13 protein-coding genes, 4 tRNA genes, 3 rRNA genes and 1 pseudogene are annotated in these 16,852 nt (G+C 43.1%); 18 read left to right on the top strand and 3 right to left on the bottom strand.

What is annotated here, in order from left to right:
* Positions 1-729: 729 nt before the first annotated feature.
* A complete protein-coding gene (locus CFK37_RS20350) occupies positions 730-903 on the bottom strand; it encodes a hypothetical protein (protein ID WP_245837319.1) in 174 nt (57 codons plus the stop codon).
* Between the two features lie 436 nt (positions 904-1,339).
* Between CFK37_RS20350 and CFK37_RS20610 the strand changes: the two are divergent.
* From CFK37_RS20610 to CFK37_RS05080, 9 genes and pseudogenes are all read left to right on the top strand, one after another.
* Positions 1,340-1,420 (top strand): annotated as a pseudogene (locus tag CFK37_RS20610) (hypothetical protein); the annotation flags it as partial.
* On the top strand, positions 1,403-1,621 hold the full coding sequence (locus CFK37_RS05115; RefSeq protein WP_342746743.1) for a mechanosensitive ion channel domain-containing protein: 219 nt from the start codon (positions 1,403-1,405) through the stop codon (positions 1,619-1,621). The pseudogene CFK37_RS20610 and the gene CFK37_RS05115, both read left to right, overlap by 18 nt.
* Positions 1,622-2,137: 516 nt before the next feature.
* Positions 2,138-2,812, top strand: coding sequence for a hypothetical protein (locus CFK37_RS05110; protein WP_089060864.1), 675 nt, complete (start codon positions 2,138-2,140; stop codon positions 2,810-2,812).
* Entirely contained in the window at positions 2,809-4,068 is a 1,260-nt protein-coding gene (locus tag CFK37_RS05105) for an efflux RND transporter periplasmic adaptor subunit (RefSeq protein WP_089060863.1), read from the top strand. The genes CFK37_RS05110 and CFK37_RS05105 overlap by 4 nt, the downstream gene beginning before the upstream one ends.
* Positions 4,069-4,127: 59 nt before the next feature.
* Positions 4,128-4,559 carry a DUF948 domain-containing protein gene (locus CFK37_RS05100; protein WP_089060862.1) on the top strand — a complete coding sequence of 144 codons (432 nt, stop codon included), beginning with the start codon at positions 4,128-4,130 and terminating at the stop codon, positions 4,557-4,559.
* Positions 4,556-5,065: a DUF948 domain-containing protein gene (locus tag CFK37_RS05095; RefSeq protein ID WP_089060861.1), complete on the top strand. Its 510-nt coding sequence runs from the start codon at positions 4,556-4,558 to the stop codon at positions 5,063-5,065. The genes CFK37_RS05100 and CFK37_RS05095 overlap by 4 nt, the downstream gene beginning before the upstream one ends.
* Positions 5,066-5,087: 22 nt before the next feature.
* Positions 5,088-5,510, top strand: coding sequence for a DUF948 domain-containing protein (locus CFK37_RS05090; RefSeq protein WP_089060860.1), 423 nt, complete (start codon positions 5,088-5,090; stop codon positions 5,508-5,510).
* Between the two features lie 136 nt (positions 5,511-5,646).
* The gene (gene cwlD / locus CFK37_RS05085) at positions 5,647-6,375 is read left to right on the top strand and encodes an N-acetylmuramoyl-L-alanine amidase CwlD (RefSeq protein ID WP_089060859.1); all 729 of its coding nucleotides are present in this window, start codon (positions 5,647-5,649) and stop codon (positions 6,373-6,375) included.
* A 119-nt stretch (positions 6,376-6,494) separates the two neighbouring features.
* Entirely contained in the window at positions 6,495-7,553 is a 1,059-nt protein-coding gene (locus CFK37_RS05080; RefSeq protein ID WP_089060858.1) for an Mrp/NBP35 family ATP-binding protein, read from the top strand.
* A 49-nt stretch (positions 7,554-7,602) separates the two neighbouring features.
* Here the strand turns inward: CFK37_RS05080 and gerD are convergent, their stop codons facing one another.
* Positions 7,603-8,253, bottom strand: coding sequence for a spore germination lipoprotein GerD (gerD, locus tag CFK37_RS05075; protein ID WP_089060857.1), 651 nt, complete (start codon positions 8,251-8,253; stop codon positions 7,603-7,605).
* A gap of 168 nt (positions 8,254-8,421) precedes the next feature.
* On the opposite strand from gerD, the gene CFK37_RS05070 reads away from it, so the two are divergent.
* A complete protein-coding gene (locus CFK37_RS05070; protein WP_089060856.1) occupies positions 8,422-9,048 on the top strand; it encodes a KinB-signaling pathway activation protein in 627 nt (208 codons plus the stop codon).
* A gap of 90 nt (positions 9,049-9,138) precedes the next feature.
* Here CFK37_RS05070 and pdaB read toward each other — a convergent pair whose 3' ends face one another.
* Entirely contained in the window at positions 9,139-9,900 is a 762-nt protein-coding gene (gene pdaB / locus CFK37_RS05065) for a polysaccharide deacetylase family sporulation protein PdaB (RefSeq protein WP_089060855.1), read from the bottom strand.
* A gap of 401 nt (positions 9,901-10,301) precedes the next feature.
* Between pdaB and CFK37_RS05060 the strand changes: the two genes are divergently transcribed.
* The 8 genes from CFK37_RS05060 (at position 10,302) to CFK37_RS05025 (ending at position 16,233) form a co-directional block, all read left to right on the top strand.
* Positions 10,302-10,523: a hypothetical protein gene (locus tag CFK37_RS05060; RefSeq protein ID WP_089060854.1), complete on the top strand. Its 222-nt coding sequence runs from the start codon at positions 10,302-10,304 to the stop codon at positions 10,521-10,523.
* A gap of 439 nt (positions 10,524-10,962) precedes the next feature.
* Positions 10,963-12,528, top strand: a 16S ribosomal RNA gene (locus tag CFK37_RS05055).
* 177 nt (positions 12,529-12,705) lie between these two features.
* Positions 12,706-12,782: transfer RNA gene (locus tag CFK37_RS05050), tRNA-Ile, on the top strand.
* Positions 12,783-12,796: 14 nt separating this feature from the next.
* A tRNA-Ala gene (locus tag CFK37_RS05045) sits at positions 12,797-12,869 on the top strand.
* A gap of 74 nt (positions 12,870-12,943) precedes the next feature.
* Positions 12,944-15,864 (top strand): 23S ribosomal RNA (locus CFK37_RS05040).
* A gap of 74 nt (positions 15,865-15,938) precedes the next feature.
* Positions 15,939-16,054 (top strand): 5S ribosomal RNA (gene rrf / locus CFK37_RS05035).
* The 16S, 23S and 5S rRNA genes sit together here with 4 tRNA genes alongside, the layout of an rRNA operon.
* Before the next feature lie 24 nt (positions 16,055-16,078).
* Positions 16,079-16,153: transfer RNA gene (locus CFK37_RS05030), tRNA-Asn, on the top strand.
* Positions 16,154-16,160: 7 nt separating this feature from the next.
* Positions 16,161-16,233: transfer RNA gene (locus tag CFK37_RS05025), tRNA-Thr, on the top strand.
* The last annotated feature ends 619 nt before the right edge of the window (positions 16,234-16,852 follow it).

Raw genomic sequence — 16,852 nt, 5'->3', positions numbered from 1 at the left:
ATATAAATAGCGACATAAGCGCTTGGTTGTTTTCCGCTGTGGACCGTTGCACACCTTAGGGCACGGCTTAGGCCTCCTCGAGCTTACGCTGAGGCCACTGAAAAAGGTATAGATAGTGCACAGGCATGTGGATCTATCATCGCATCTTTGAATATACTGCGCTTTCCGCGGGCGAGTGACGAGCCTCCTCGGACTGCCGTCCTGCGGGGTCTCGTCGATCTCTCACTTCCCGCAGGAGTCTCCGTATATTCAATATGCTTAGTAAAGGAGGAAATCTAAAATTTTAAAATCCATCACTTTTTCAGTGACCTTAAACTTAACGAAGCGGGGGTCTTAAGACTCGTGCTGTTCTAAGCAGGAGTCAACGGTCCGGAGCGTAAGACATCACGTAATAGTGGACTTGCTATATAGTACTGTTGTCTAATGACATATTAGCGGAGGAAAAACACGGAGACTCCTGTGGGAGCAGAAGCCTAGATGAGACCCCGGAGAGCGTAAGCTCGAGGAGGCTCATCAGCTGCCCACGGAAAGCGCAGTGTTTTTCCGCAGCGACCGCCGGGGTGCCAAACATGATTTTTAGTTACGTTGCAGTTTATGGACAATTCGCAGTACGGTTTACAAAAACAGCCAATAAAATATCCGAACTAATCCAAATTCTAATTAAAGAATTTGGAATCATAGTTCGGATTTCTCTATGACTGAATCACTTTTGTCTCAGCCTCAATATTTTTATTTAGATTTTTTATTTTTATTGCGAAACACTTTATCTTTCGCACCTTTTACAAACTTACCTGATGTATCAACGGATTTCCCAACAACATTATTACCTAGGTCAGATGAATTTTTTAATACATTCGATGCAGTGTCAGAAGCTTTACCAACTAATCCACCTTCACCAGACACTGATTTAACCGTTTTATTTGCTGTATCAACTGTTTTGTGGAATAGGTCATTCGCTTCGTTCGTTGTGTTCTTTAAAATGTTTTTTTCTTTCCTTTTGTCTTCTTGTGAGATAATAATTCCCTCCTTCTTGTTTGTCTCTAAATATATATGTCTAGGACGGTATTTTATTCGTTTTTAACTTATTCTCTCACCGCTATGCTGATGCTAATGGCACTAGGCACCTTAGGGGAATAGGGGAAATTAAAGGACCTAATATAGTGATTGGCCTAACCAGGTTTGTTATACTACCTAGACAAAAATCCAGAGAAGCTAGAATTATATCATTGAAAGTTTGGATTGAAAGAGAGATAGAAATTGGAAACACTTTGGGATAACACGCTCCAATTTATTAATAACCATGAGACTATGGCGACGTTGAAAATTATTATTTTGTTCGTGGTTATCAGTCCTGCCCATACTCAACATTCATATCGGGGCTCTGTTAGCCGGGGCAGGGGTTTTGGGCATTGCGATTGCCTTTGCAGCTCAAAGCTTGCTCAAGGACTTCTTTAATGGTTTTTTTATTATGTTAGAAGATCGATATGGCGTGGGTGACTTTGTCGTTATTAACGACATGTGGGGGGCGGTTAATTCATTGGGATTAAGGATTACTACTCTGCAAGTATGGACTGGCGAAATTGTAATTACTTCCATTGCAACAAGTTGTCTATTTACATGACGATAAACCGCTGAGGTCATTCCACCCAGAAGGAACGCCCAATCCTCTGAGGATCCTGTTGAATCTTCAAAATAGGGGTAAAAAAGTGGGAAGCAATTAGCAGTTGATCAATACAAGGGTCCAATCTATCCACAGATTATTCTTGGAAATATTCTGTGGATTATTTGTTAGCCTTTATGTTCTTCCTCATCTGTTGTTCGAGTGACCTTATTGCTGTTAACCATGTCACCAGTTGTCTAGATCAAAAGCCTGATCTCGCGCAAATTGGAAGTTTCTCCATTAACTGCAGTTGTAAACTACTGCATATAGCCCGCCTAAGAACTTTGGCTCTATTGTTCAACTCCAACTTGTAATGACTTGGTGGGTTTGTCTTTTACCCATGTATTCGACAATGACAGACTTTTTGTTTTCTGAATTCAAATAATGATAGAATATTATCGAATGTTGCGTTAAGATTAAGATGGAATAGAAATCCAATTTAGGTGAAAATCATCGCAATAGAAAAGGAAGTAGTTTATGATGTATCATTTTAATCTTATTAAGTTTTTCTTTCCCGTTGACGATCATTTATTTCGAATTCAAAAGGCGGAAAAAATAGCTAACATCTGGAAGCTTAGTGTTTTATTGGTCCTTGTTAGTGCGGTTATTTATGGCTGGATGGGTTCGCTTGGCATGGGTACCGACTTAATTTCAAAAGGCGCCGTAGAGTTGAGTGTTTTTCAATACCAGCAAAGTAAGCTGTGGTTTGTGTTTGGCAGAATCGGATTTGGCATCGTAATGGCCTTATTTTTTTTATTTGTACCTGCGCTTATTTTTCACCTGTTAACGGACATACCATATCAAAAACTGGTGATTATGCAGCAAATTGTCTTATTGGTGATGCTGATTGAACGGGTTATTTGGATTCCATTATTTGTTAACTTCGGATTGGACTGGTATGTATCACCATTATCTTTCGGGATAATTGTTTCCTATCTAACAGAAGCGGAATGGCCCGTGTTCTTTTTTGGCGCTGTAACACTTTTTCAATTATGGATTATTTGGTTTCAAATTAGATACTTAAGTTATCTATCTACTATTAAGAAGAGCTGGATCTATATTAATGTGATTTCTTTACATATTTTTTATTGGCTGATTGTTGCGTTCCTGGCATATTTTGATCGATTTATGATAGGTGGGTGGTTTGGATGAAGCGCACACGGATATTAATTGCTTTTATTACCCTATTTATCTTGGTTAATATCTTGCTGGTCTACCTCGATGATCAAGGTACCGTAGAAAGAAAGTCATACATAAATGATTGGTCAGCGGTTTTCACAGCAAATCTATACAACAAAATGGATAAACCTGGAGTTGTTACGTTAACCGCTGAAAATAATATATATTTCGATAAAAGTTTAGGAAGCTTCCAGGAGTTTTTAGTGGAAAAGGGTGCTAAAGTAAGCCAAGGGGATGAACTGTATTCATACCGTGTTCATGATTATGATGAAACCAAGGATTATTTAACAAGCGAAATGACAAAAGTTAGTGGAGAAATCGCGGCTATTGAAACGGCCATTTCGGAAATCTCCAATTACCGCATACCGGCTAATACATCTTCTTCTTCGCCTATAAACAATAGCCCAAGTCCGACGACGAATGATGACAAAGTGGATGTAGATGTAAATGTGATGCCCCGCCCGCCTTTTGAGACAGAGTATATGAAGGAACAATACATTGTTGAAAAGGAAAAGGAATTAGCAAGAGCGGAGGCTAAACAGGAAAGTATCCAATCGCAATTAACAGAGCTTGAATCAGGTGGAGATACGATAACAGTGGAGAGCCCTTATCAGGGAACTGTGATGGTTATTTCGGAATCTCTTGATGACCCTATCATGAAAATAGGTTCAACTACCTTAAAGATAGTTGGTGAATTAACCGAAGAAGAACGAACCATTATAAAAGAAGAAATGCCTGTTGAGATTGCGGTTAATGAGAATCATGCTAAAATGAAAGGATCCGTCAGTGAGGTCAGTGAGCTGCCAAAAGAGATTGAGTTACATGCTGACAGTGTATATCCATTTAGTGTATCCTTTGAGGAAAGTGGTGATTTAGCTGATTTATTACCCGGTTATCATACAGATTTAGCAATTACCACAAAAACAGCAAAAGATGCCACCACGCTATATGGTGATGCTATATTTAACAGTACAATCTGGAAAATGAAAAAGGACGGGCGATTAGATCATCAAAAAATTGAAACCGGCATGGATATGGCAAATATGTTTGAGATAACAAAAGGTGCAAAACCGGGAGAATGGGTAGCAAAGAATCCAACATCACAATTTCGCTCGGGTGCAACTTTTATTACGCCTGTAAAGCTGGGACAAATAGATTGGGATGATACAGTGGAAGTAAACTTCAAAAATTGGGATAAAAATTTTGTTTTAGGTCTTTTGTCGAGATAAATCGACAAGTTTAGGATAAAATAGAAAGTGGAATAACGTTTTTAAAGGAGGCCGCGACTATGGATTTTGTATATATAGGTGTATTTCTGTGCGCGCTGGCATTTGCGCTTGTTACTATCTATATTGCCAAAGTTTTACTTAGGGTGTCTGGCACACTAAAATCACTTGGCAATACCCTGGGTGAAGTCCAAAACAAGTTACAGTACATAACATCTGAGGTAGAAGAAACCATTAAAGAAACGGATAAAACGATTGATGATGTCGAGCAAAAGTTGAAAGCAACAGATGGATTGTTTGATACGCTTGAAAACCTTGGAGGTTCCATTACGAATCTGAATCAGGCTGTACACCATCAGACCAAGGATATATCCGATGAACGCACACTACGAAAAGCAGAACCGATAGCTCATACCATTCAATGGAGTGAAGTTGCCTTTCGTTTGTTAACAAAATGGAAAACTAATCAGAGAAAAGAGGGGAAAGAAGCATGAGTTTAGCTGGATTAGGTGTATTAATTATTGGCCTTGCCTTTTTACTATTAGCATTGTTTTTGGCTAAGGCACTTAATAACCTGGCTTCCGTACTTGACGGAGTTGATCGTACTGTAGAACAACTTCCTAATCAAATAGATGAAGTGCTAAAAGAAACAAGTGTCCTTATTCGACATAGTAATGATACAATTGCAGATGTAAATGAAAAGCTAAAAGGGTTAAGCCCGTTGTTTTACATTATCGGCGATGTTGGAGAATCATCAAGAAAGCTTTCTTCATCGTTCATGGATATAAGCACATCACTCAAGAATAAGTCAGCAGCAGTTGGTGATCCTGTTGATCATAAATATCTTAGTGGGCTTTATAGCACCGCTGCTTTAGGATACTATTGGCTCAGAAAAGGCAAAAAGTTGAAAAATGATTCTGCCCTTTATACAGAAGGAAATAAACACGCTGACAAAATTAAAAGACTTAAAAAAGATGTACAAGAAGATGTGAAGCAATAATTGAAAAAGGAGGCCGAGAAAAATGGATTGGTTAGGAATTGGTGTACTTATTATCGGGATTGCATTTGCTGTTTTGGTTCTCATCCTGATAAAACCACTTAATAATTTGGGAAATATGCTTTTTAGTATTACGAAAACAACAGACGAATTGCCCCAAAATATAAATGTAATTATTGATCAGACAAAGGGTACGCTGGCAACAAGCAGGGAAACGCTAGCCAGTGTGAATGACCAAGTGAAGGAATTAAGTCCTCTTTTTTATATTGTTGGTGATGTTGGACGCTCCACCCAGAAGTTATCTTCGAAGTTAGTGGATGTTTCCGAATCGATGAAGTCAAACACGGAAAGCGGAAAAAACTTCATTGACCGCCATGACTTAGAAGGTTTGTACGGAGTTCTGACATTAGGCTATTACCTTGCGCAAAAAAGAAAAGACAGTAAATAATAGTGAAGGTGTCCCAAAGCACGGGGACGCCTTTTTTATTGTCTAGCTCCAGCGCTTTTCTAAATATATCCGATAAGCATATATCGTTGTCTTGTCCCATAGAATAGTGAAAGCAGATAGATAAGGGGCGAGGATAATGAAACGACTGGGTAATATTACAATTTGGTGCTTCGGATTTGTATTATTAATTGTTTTAATTAGACAGCCAATTGGTGGTCCTGTTAGCACATGGAGTTCATGGTCATTACCACTTGCAGGAAAAACAGTTGTTTTGGATCCCGGACATGGGGGACCAGATGGGGGAGCGGTTGGCAAGGATCAAACGCTCGAGAAAGGAATTACGCTTAAAGTAGCTAAAATGCTGCAAAGCTACCTGCAACAGACCGGTGCCACTGTGTACTTAACACGTGAAAGAGATATGGATTTAGCCGATGCGGATACGAAGGGATTGGCCCGGAGAAAAGCAGAAGATATTCGAAACCGGTTAAAGATGATTGAGAATAAACAGGCAGATCTTTTTATCTCAATTCATTTAAATGCATTACCATCAACGAAATGGAGCGGGGCGCAAACATTTTATTATCCGAAATCAGATAAAAGTGAGCATCTGGCAAAAATGATTCAAGCTGAAATTATTCGTAATTTGGAGAATACAGACCGCACAGCGTTACCGTTAACCGGAATGTATTTGTTAAAGCATGCGAAGGCCCCGGGCGCCCTTGTTGAAATAGGATTCTTATCAAATGTCCAGGAACGCGAGTTATTAAAGAAAAAAGACTATCAGGAAAAGATGGCGGCAAGCATTTATGAAGGCATTTTGCGATATGCAACAGAGGATATTCCGAAAGATGAAAAAAAGAAATAAGGTAAACCTTCCCTTAGACACTTATTACTTAGATTTTCGCTGATTTGTGTTATACTAGCGTTGGAAATAATGAAATAGAGTAAATCTGTTTAATGCTAGTAAAGGGAAGGTGACACGCTTTGTTAACAAAGGAAGAAATTGTCCAATTACTCAATCCTGTCAAGGATCCGTTTTTACATAGAACGCTGGAAGAAACCGGCGGCGTGAAGGAAATTACAATAAAGGAAGAGAAGAAGCATGTTAGCGTAAAAGTAGGCATCGGCAAAACGAATACTGCTGAGCAGATGCAATTGCAACAGGAGATTGTTAACATTCTTAAGAAAAATGGTGCTACAACAGTAGGGCTGCGATTTGAAGAATTACCAGAGGAAATAATTAAAAAATATCAACCCGCAGCAGAGGAAGAACAGGAAGCATCGCTAATGGGCGGAAGTAAAGGAACGAAATTTATCGCCGTTGCAAGTGGTAAGGGTGGAGTAGGGAAGTCTACTGTAACTGTAAACCTTGCGATGTCCTTAATGCGCCTTGGCAAGAAGGTGGGCATTATTGATGCTGATATATACGGTTTTAGCATTCCCGATATGATGGGGGTTGAAAATCGTCCTGCAGTACGAGGTGAAAAAATAATACCTGTCGAACGCTTCGGTGTAAAGGTAATCTCAATGGGCTTCTTTGTAGAGGACAACTCCCCAATCATTTGGCGTGGTCCAATGCTTGGGAAGATGCTAAGCAGCTTTTTCAAAGAGGTTGAATGGGGCGACTTAGATTATCTTTTACTTGACTTACCACCAGGTACCGGTGATATCGCAATGGATGTACACGAGATGCTGCCGACATGTAAGGAGCTAATTGTTACTACCCCACACCCAACTGCTGCATTTGTGGCTGCCCGTGCTGGACAAATGGCCTTGAAAACAGATCATGAAATTCTTGGTGTTGTTGAAAATATGGCATATTTTGAAAGCAAGAAAACCGGGGAAAAGGAACACGTATTTGGACAGGGCGGAGGTCAAAAATTGGCTGAAGTATTGAAGACTAAAGTTCTTGGTCAACTTCCTCTACAGCAACCGTATGAAGAAGAGGATGTTTTTGCACCGTCAATTTATCAGGAGGATCATCCACTTGGTAAGGAATACCATAAAATTGCAGCTAAAATAGTTGCAAAAGTAGAAGAATAAAAATAAGAGGTGGCTAATTTTAGTCACCTCTTTTTATTCACTTGGGGTACTATTCGCTAGCACCACCGCCACCGCCACCACTGCTGCTATCACCGGAACTACCTTTTCCTTTGCTTTTTTCTTTGCCGTCGCTTTGTGACTTGCTATCACCTTTTTGTTGCTCAGAAGCGGCCTTTAACAAGGTGTCCTGAATTTTGGCTTGAAATAGTGGTGATTCTAATGTTTGCAGTATAGTTTTTTCCAAGTGGGCGTTGAATTTTTGGCTTTTCATTACTTCTAACATTTGCTCGGTAATTTCGGGGTTTTGTAATAAGCCGAGCATTTGTTTTTGATATTCAGCATCGTTCATCAATGATTTTATTAATTTTTTATGTTGTTCTGCCATTGATTTTGCATAAGTTTCCACAAATTTGGGGTTGTCGAAAAGTTTAATCCACATTTCCTGGCCTTTTTCAGAGGAGAGAACATTATTAATGGAACTTTGCACGACATCAGCATCGATGACTAAACTTTGCTTCATTTTTTCGTCTTTTAATATTTTTTGTAAAGCCTTTTTCCCGTCGTCAGTTTGAAGTATATCTACAACCATTTTTTTGGTTGCATCATAATCGACATCCTTACTTGCCGCACTTTCGCTTGAACATGCACCAAGAGTTAAACAGGAAAGTCCAATAATGAATACAAAAAATAACCGAAGCATCTTCAAATCCTCCTTCCTCTACAACGTTAATATGCGAATAATGGAGGGAAAATATGCACTTCGTTAAGGAAAAATGCTTGGTTTCATGGTAAAATACGGATGAATATAATTTAAACATATATGGTATTAAAAAATAAATATGTCTAGTTTATGCAGGAGGATATGATTGTGAATAGTCGTAAATGGGTGGGATTGTTTTTAAAAACATTAATACTGGGTGGAGTGGCTGGTCTAATTACCAGTTTTTTTGTGAAAACAGCATCCTACACAAGAGTGTTAGATCCAGTTGATTTCTTTCAATTGCTGGGCGTAGTCCTGTTCTTTCTCGGACTTGGGTTTGTTTTTAGTTTGATCAGTCAGACAGGCTTTTTTGCTTATTTATTTATAAATCAATTTGGTTTAGGATTTTTTCGTTCATTCTGGCCGACAGTGCAAGTGTTATTAGTTGCCTTTGTTGTGTTTGATTTGGTCTATTTTCCATACAACGCTAATGGCAAGGATTCACTTGGCCTATACATACTAATGTCTGCAGCAATCCTCGTATATGGATGGATCATTGCAAAAATCAAGGCCAAGCAGACAAATCAGCGGGCATTTGTACCGGCATTATTTTTAATGGTCGTGATGACGGCAGTCGAGTGGGTTCCGGGTCTGCGGACAAGCGGTACCGATTACGCCTGGTTAATGATTATACCTTTACTTGTATGTAATACATATCAACTACTGGTGCTGCACCGCTTAACGAATCCAGAACAAAAAGAACAAAAGGCAAACACAAAGTCAAAAAAAGGATAAGTGTATACCTTAACGCACAAGGATATCCGCAACTTAACGGATATCCTTGTGCGATTTTTAAAAGATGAGACAGTTATAAAACGTAAGCACTTATTTAACCAGCTCTGCTTTAGAATGGGCCTGATTATAAAGTTCAGATACCGGAACAAATTTAAATCCCTTATTTTTTAATTCTGGTAAAATCTGGTCAAGCGCGCTGGCAGTTTGCTTTACTGAATCGGATGCATGTAATAATATCACATCGCCATTTGACGTTTCCTTTAAAATCGTATCAACTATTTTCTGTGTACCAGGGTTCTCCCAGTCATCCGCATCAACCTTCCAATGAACTACCTTCAATCCTAAGCCCTCAGCCATTTTAATGATTTCTTTGTTAATGTGCCCGCTTGGTGCACGCATTAATGTAACATTTTCATATCCGAGTTTCTTAAAAATTTCCTTTGCGTGCAGCAAATCCTTTTTGACTTGATCCATTTCCTGTTCAAGATAACTTTTATATCGATATCCAAGCATACCAAGCTCATGATTATTTTTTTTAATTTTTTCAAGTATGTCCGGATGTCGTTCCGCCCATTCCCCGCTTACAAAGAATGTGGCCTGTACATCCTCTTCTTTTAGCTGTTTGAGAATATCAAATACCTTTTCCTCCCCCCAGCTTATGTTAAATGTTAAAGCAATATTAGGTTCCTTTGAGCTTCCCTTTACAAATGCTGCTGGCTCATCGGATGTAGAAAATACAGAATAACTGCCGGTGCTTTCAGACCAAATAATAACAGCAGCGATTAATGCAAATAAAAGGATGTAAAGAAACCTTTTCCATCGTGAAAAATGCCACACATAAAAATACCCCATATGAATCCCCCTTTACTCTTGTATATAGTTTATGAATGAGATTGGTAAATATGAACAAGCTATTAGATAAAAGAAAGTAGAAAAAGGATGAAAAAAGACAAAAGAAGGGAATAGGAAGGGTAATTATTAAAGGGTGTTTTCGCATTGTTTGTTGCTAAATTCATTGCAGTTGATAAAAACTCAAATGAATTTACGTCACAGTGTATGGATTTTGTGTCGGAAACAATTGAAAACAGCGTTATAAAAAGCGAACAGTTAAATGCCTAGTCAGATTGTTTTCTGCTAACCGACTTAATTCTACATTTTTTACGAATTAATGTGTTACATGGGTATAAAACATAACTGAGAAAAATGGATGAAAATTATGGCTATTTTTGCTTGAGAGGGTTTAGGTGATAAAAATGTTAGGATTATTAATTAACGATACAGAGCAAAAAGAAATAGAATACATGGTGAAAAGGGAAATGGAAGAATTGTTGATGGATTTAGAAGACCACCGTATTGATCAGATGGTAAAACAGTCAATGAGAGAAAGGTATTCCCTCCTGTTTCAATTATTTCGCAGGGTAGCTAGCGAGAAAGAGTGTTTAAAATATATGCCAAAGCGTTCAAATAACCAATAACGAATAGCTTCACAAGAATTGTCAGAAGCTGTCCAAACCAAACTCAGATGGATAGCTTTTTGATTATTTTATTGGAATTAGCGGAAATAGAGGAAACAGGTAAACAGAATGAGATTTAGGTGTGATTCGACATTTATTATTTTATAACATAAATGTTGTTTTTTTGTATTTTTTGTTGAATTAATACAAAATATATGCTATATTATTTCATGTTGTCAGCAAGTTTTATCGGCAATATGAAACATTACATAAAAGTTTTAAATTGTTTTTAGAAATCTGTTGACAAATAATTGTATGCATGGTAAATTATATCTTGTCGCTAAAAACGACAAAGGGTGAAATTGCTCCTTGAAAACTGAACAAACAATCAAGTATGTCAAGCAACGAAACAAAGCTAAGACCAACGATAGAATTGATTGGTGTCGATTCTATTCAAACTTTTTTGGAGAGTTTGATCTTGGCTCAGGACGAACGCTGGCGGCGTGCCTAATACATGCAAGTCGAGCGCGGGAAGCAAGCAATCGCCCTTCGGGGCGTGAGCTTGTGGAACGAGCGGCGGACGGGTGAGTAACACGTGGGCAACCTGCCTGTAAGATTGGGATAACCCCGGGAAACCGGAGCTAATACCGAATAATACTTTTTATCACATGGTAGAAAGTTGAAAGGCGGCTTTTGCTGTCACTTACAGATGGGCCCGCGGCGCATTAGCTAGTTGGTGGGGTAATGGCCTACCAAGGCGACGATGCGTAGCCGACCTGAGAGGGTGATCGGCCACACTGGGACTGAGACACGGCCCAGACTCCTACGGGAGGCAGCAGTAGGGAATCTTCCGCAATGGACGAAAGTCTGACGGAGCAACGCCGCGTGAGTGATGAAGGTTTTCGGATCGTAAAACTCTGTTGTTAGGGAAGAACACGTATCGTTCGAATAGGACGGTGCTTTGACGGTACCTAACCAGAAAGCCCCGGCTAACTACGTGCCAGCAGCCGCGGTAATACGTAGGGGGCAAGCGTTGTCCGGAATTATTGGGCGTAAAGCGCTCGCAGGCGGTCTTTTAAGTCTGATGTGAAAGCCCACGGCTTAACCGTGGAGGGTCATTGGAAACTGGAGGACTTGAGTACAGAAGAGGAGAGTGGAATTCCACGTGTAGCGGTGAAATGCGTAGAGATGTGGAGGAACACCAGTGGCGAAGGCGACTCTCTGGTCTGTAACTGACGCTGAGGAGCGAAAGCGTGGGGAGCGAACAGGATTAGATACCCTGGTAGTCCACGCCGTAAACGATGAGTGCTAGGTGTTAGGGGGTTTCCGCCCCTTAGTGCTGAAGTTAACGCATTAAGCACTCCGCCTGGGGAGTACGGCCGCAAGGCTGAAACTCAAAAGAATTGACGGGGGCCCGCACAAGCGGTGGAGCATGTGGTTTAATTCGAAGCAACGCGAAGAACCTTACCAGGTCTTGACATCCTCTGCCAGCGATAGAGATATCGTGTTCCCTTCGGGGACAGAGTGACAGGTGGTGCATGGTTGTCGTCAGCTCGTGTCGTGAGATGTTGGGTTAAGTCCCGCAACGAGCGCAACCCTTGATCTTAGTTGCCAGCATTTAGTTGGGCACTCTAAGGTGACTGCCGGTGACAAACCGGAGGAAGGTGGGGATGACGTCAAATCATCATGCCCCTTATGACCTGGGCTACACACGTGCTACAATGGATGGAACAAAGGGAAGCGAAGCCGCGAGGTGTAGCAAATCCCATAAAACCATTCTCAGTTCGGATTGCAGGCTGCAACTCGCCTGCATGAAGCCGGAATCGCTAGTAATCGCGGATCAGCATGCCGCGGTGAATACGTTCCCGGGCCTTGTACACACCGCCCGTCACACCACGAGAGTTGGCAACACCCGAAGTCGGTGAGGTAACCTTTATGGAGCCAGCCGCCGAAGGTGGGGCCAATGATTGGGGTGAAGTCGTAACAAGGTAGCCGTATCGGAAGGTGCGGCTGGATCACCTCCTTTCTAAGGAAAAACAGGAAGCGAGAAGCTACATGTAGTGGAAGCTGACCTGTTTAACGGAATCCCTGTGATAACCTGCTGGTTATCCGGGGGCGTAAGACCTACTATCATGTAGGCCTTGACATATCAGGTTGTTTGTTCAGTTTTGAGGGATTAATTTTCCTTGAATATTATATAGATGGGCCTGTAGCTCAGCTGGTTAGAGCGCACGCCTGATAAGCGTGAGGTCGGTGGTTCGAGTCCACTCAGGCCCACCATCTATAGTTTATATGGGGCCTTAGCTCAGCTGGGAGAGCGCCTGCCTTGCACGCAGGAGGTCAGCGGTTCGATCCCGCTAGGCTCCATTTTGTACCTTGAAAACTAAATAAGAGCAAGATAGACAACGACATCAAAAACGTAAGTTCTTAATCATAAAGATAGTTAAGTGAAGAAGAGCGCACGGTGGATGCCTTGGCACTAGGAGCCGATGAAGGACGGGACTAACACCGATATGCCTCGGGGAGTCGTAAGTAGACTTCGATCCGAGGATTTCCGAATGGGGAAACCCGCTGTTCGTAATGGAGCAGTACGCGTATCTGAATACATAGGATGCGTGAGGCAGACCCGGGGAACTGAAACATCTTAGTACCCGGAGGAAGAGAAAGCAAATGCGATTTCCCAAGTAGCGGCGAGCGAAACGGAATCAGCCCAAACCAGAAAGCTTGCTTTCTGGGGTTGTAGGACACTCCATTGGAGTTACAAAGAAATGCTTTAGATGAATCGATCTGGAACGATCAGCCAAAGCGGGTAAGAGCCCTGTAATCGAAAAAGCGTTTCCTCCGGAGTGGATCCTGAGTACGGCGGAACACGAGGAATTCCGTCGGAATCCGGGAGGACCATCTCCCAAGGCTAAATACGACCTAGTGACCGATAGTGAACCAGTACCGTGAGGGAAAGGTGAAAAGCACCCCGGAAGGGGAGTGAAAGAGATCCTGAAACCGTGCGCTTACAAGTAGTCGAAGCCCGTTTATGGGTGACGGCGTACCTTTTGTAGAATGGACCGGCGAGTTACGATCGTATGCGAGGTTAAGTGGAAGACACGGAGCCGCAGCGAAAGCGAGTCTGAATAGGGCGAAATAGTATACGGTCGTAGACCCGAAACCGTGTGATCTACCCATGTCCAGGGTGAAGGTCAGGTAACACTGACTGGAGGCCCGAACCCACGTATGTTGAAAAATGCGGGGATGAGGTGTGGGTAGGGGTGAAATGCCAATCGAACACGGAGATAGCTGGTTCTCTCCGAAATAGCTTTAGGGCTAGCCTCAATAGATGCGTACTGGAGGTAGAGCACTGATTGAACTAGGGGCCCTCACCGGGTTACCGAATTCAGTCAAACTCCGAATGCCAGCTACGTTACGTTGGGAGTCAGACTATGGGTGATAAGGTTCATAGTCGAAAGGGAAACAGCCCAGACCGCCAGCTAAGGTCCCAAAGTATACGTTAAGTGGAAAAGGATGTGGAGTTGCCCAGACAACCAGGATGTTGGCTTAGAAGCAGCCATCATTTAAAGAGTGCGTAATAGCTCACTGGTCGAGTGACTCTGCGCCGAAAATGTACCGGGGCTAAACGTATCACCGAAGCTGCGGATTGTTCTTCGGAACAATGGTAGGAGAGCGTTCCAAGTGCTGTGAAGTCAGACCGTGAGGACTGGTGGAGCGCTTGGAAGTGAGAATGCCGGTATGAGTAGCGAAAAAAGAGTGAGAATCTCTTTCACCGAAAGCCTAAGGTTTCCTGAGGAAGGCTCGTCCGCTCAGGGTTAGTCGGGACCTAAGCCGAGGCCGAAAGGCGTAGGCGATGGACAACAGGTAGATATTCCTGTACCACCTCATGAATGTTTGAGCGATGGGGGGACGCAGTAGGATAAGGAATGCGCACTTCTGGAAATGTGCGCCCAAGCAGCAAGGGAGTTGGATTGGCAAATCCGTCCAACAATTCTGAGCTGTGATGGGGAGGGAACTATAGTACCGAAGTTCTGGATTTCACACTGCCAAGAAAAGCCTCTAGTGAGTTCATAGGTGCCCGTACCGCAAACCGACACAGGTAGGCGAGGAGAGAATCCTAAGGTGATCGGGAGAACTCTCGTTAAGGAACTCGGCAAAATGACCCCGTAACCTCGGGAGAAGGGGTGCTCCTTTAAGGAGGAGCCGCAGTGAATAGGCCCAAGCGACTGTTTAGCAAAAACACAGGTCTCTGCGAAGCCGAAAGGCGAAGTATAGGGGCTGACACCTGCCCGGTGCTGGAAGGTTAAGGGGAAGAGTTAGCGCCTTCGGGCGCGAAGCTTAGAACCGAAGCCCCAGTAAACGGCGGCCGTAACTATAACGGTCCTAAGGTAGCGAAATTCCTTGTCGGGTAAGTTCCGACCCGCACGAAAGGTGCAACGACTTGGGCACTGTCTCAACGAGAGACCCGGTGAAATTATACTATGTGTGAAGATGCACATTACCCGCGACAGGACGGAAAGACCCCGTGGAGCTTTACTGTAGCCTGATATTGAATGTTGGTACAGCTTGTACAGGATAGGTGGGAGCCATCGAAACCGGAGCGCTAGCTTCGGTGGAGGCATCCGTGGGATACCACCCTGGCTGTACGGACATTCTAACCCAGGACCGTAATCCGGTTCGGAGACAGTGTCAGGCGGGCAGTTTGACTGGGGCGGTCGCCTCCCAAAGAGTAACGGAGGCGCCCAAAGGTTCCCTCAGAATGGTTGGAAATCATTCGAAGAGTGTAAAGGCAGAAGGGAGCTTGACTGCGAGACCTACAAGTCGAGCAGGGACGAAAGTCGGGCTTAGTGATCCGGTGGTTCCGCATGGAAGGGCCATCGCTCAACGGATAAAAGCTACCCCGGGGATAACAGGCTTATCTCCCCCAAGAGTTCACATCGACGGGGAGGTTTGGCACCTCGATGTCGGCTCATCGCATCCTGGGGCTGTAGTCGGTCCCAAGGGTTGGGCTGTTCGCCCATTAAAGCGGTACGCGAGCTGGGTTCAGAACGTCGTGAGACAGTTCGGTCCCTATCCGTCGTGGGCGCTGGAAGTTTGAGAGGAGCTGTCCTTAGTACGAGAGGACCGGGATGGACACACCGCTGGTGTACCAGTTGTTCCGCCAGGAGCATAGCTGGGTAGCTACGTGTGGCAAGGATAAGTGCTGAAAGCATCTAAGCATGAAGCCCCCCTCAAGATGAGACTTCCCATCACTCTAAGTGAGTAAGATCCCTCAGAGACGATGAGGTAGATAGGTTCGAGGTGGAAGCGTGGCGACACGTGGAGCTGACGAATACTAATCGATCGAGGACTTAACTAACCATTGATTGTCATCTATTTCAGCTCTTATTTAGTTTTTAGGGTATAAATCATACCTTTTCCTTATTGGAATTGTCTGGTAGTTATAGCGGAGAAGTCACACCTGTTCCCATGCCGAACACAGCAGTTAAGCTCTCCAGCGCCGATGGTAGTTGGGGCTTTGCCCCTGCAAGAGTAGGACGCCGCCAGGCAGTTTTTTTATATCTTTTTATCATTCCACAGTAGCTCAGTGGTAGAGCTATCGGCTGTTAACCGATCGGTCGTAGGTTCGAATCCTACCTGTGGAGCCATACATATGCTTCCATAGCTCAGCAGGTAGAGCACTTCCATGGTAAGGAAGGGGTCAGCAGTTCGAATCTGCTTGGAAGCTCTAGCGAAAAGCGTCTAGGTCTTATTCAAAGTCCGGACGCTTTTTTATCAATTTTAAAATTCGGGCCCTAATAAGCTTAAATGGCCATGTACGATTCCAGCACTTAGAGCAACTGGCAGAGATCTCGGTAAGACGAGCATGCGCCTCCAAACGTCATCCTCATATGTTACGTTAAGTCAGACTGGTTGCAGCAAAAGGTAGAGCGGACTAAGCCCGAGCAAAGATGAACTCGGGCGAAAGAGTGCGGAACTCGGGCCAACATAGGTGGAACTTGGGCGAGGGCAGCTCCAGGTCGGGAGAAAGTGACTTCTCGCCCGAGTTTATTGTTCATAGATCAGAAAGTATAAACCAAAATATGTCTAGCTCCAGCACCCAGAAGCTGCCGTCATAAGCAATGGACACTACGAACGCTAAACCCATGCGTTCTACGGCCCCTTGCTTATGCGTCCGCTTCTAAACGGGCGCTTGCGCTTTTCTTACCTCTCCCGGGTGAAAGGTGATGTTGCCCAAGTTCGTTCGGCTTGTTTTCTCCCGACCTTGGTAGATTTTAGTCCAAAGTGTTGGTATTAGCTAAGTTCGGCTAAATCACTACTTTACCTGATAAGATTTCGCCATTATT

This window comes from Virgibacillus phasianinus, assembly GCF_002216775.1.
Classification (GTDB): domain Bacteria; phylum Bacillota; class Bacilli; order Bacillales; family Amphibacillaceae; genus Virgibacillus_F; species Virgibacillus_F phasianinus.
Note: the sequence above shows the minus strand (reverse complement) of the source record. Positions and strands in the feature narration are given on the sequence as shown.